Origin of the sequence: Chromohalobacter sp. HP20-39 (assembly GCF_033052815.1) — a bacterium.
GTDB lineage: Bacteria > Pseudomonadota > Gammaproteobacteria > Pseudomonadales > Halomonadaceae > Chromohalobacter.
On record NZ_JAWHTP010000112.1, the window covers coordinates 1 to 510 of the forward strand.

Genomic DNA, 510 nt, shown 5'->3' on the forward strand with positions numbered 1-510 from the left:
GGCTGACATGATGCTTGCCGCAACCGCCCACGACGAAATGCCTGCAGCGGAGCCTGCCCTCTGGACCAAGGGGGACACCGCACGATGGATCATCGCCTGGCTCATCGTTGTGCTGGATGCGGTGTGGCTGGCTGTAACCGGTCGCAGCATCGCGGTGGAGGATGTGCAGCAATGTCTTGCGGTCGTCGCTCAGCTGGGCTGCGTGATGGCAGGGCTTGCGCTCATGCTCCACGGCCCGATCGCAAAACGCGGCCCCCAGTACAGGAAGCTGGCAAAGCGATGCCGTGCCGGTGAGCTGGCCATTCTGATTCAAGCGCTGGCGTGGCTGATCCTGTTTTCCACGGGGATCAGCGTCCTGTCCTATCTGGTCGTCTCGCTTGCCCCGCCCCTTGTCGATACCAAACTCGCCGCCATGGATACCGCGCTCGGCCTGGATTGGATGGCCTGGTATCGGTGGGTGAAAGCGCATCCGCAGGTCGACGAGGTGCTGCGCTGGGCCTATATGAGCGG

General features: G+C 63.3%; 1 protein-coding gene. It reads left to right on the top strand.

Translation table 11 applies throughout. From position 1 onward, the window contains the following. The coding region (locus RVY79_RS17190) for a hypothetical protein (protein ID WP_317465686.1) at nt 1-510 on the top strand (510 nt) is incomplete at both ends.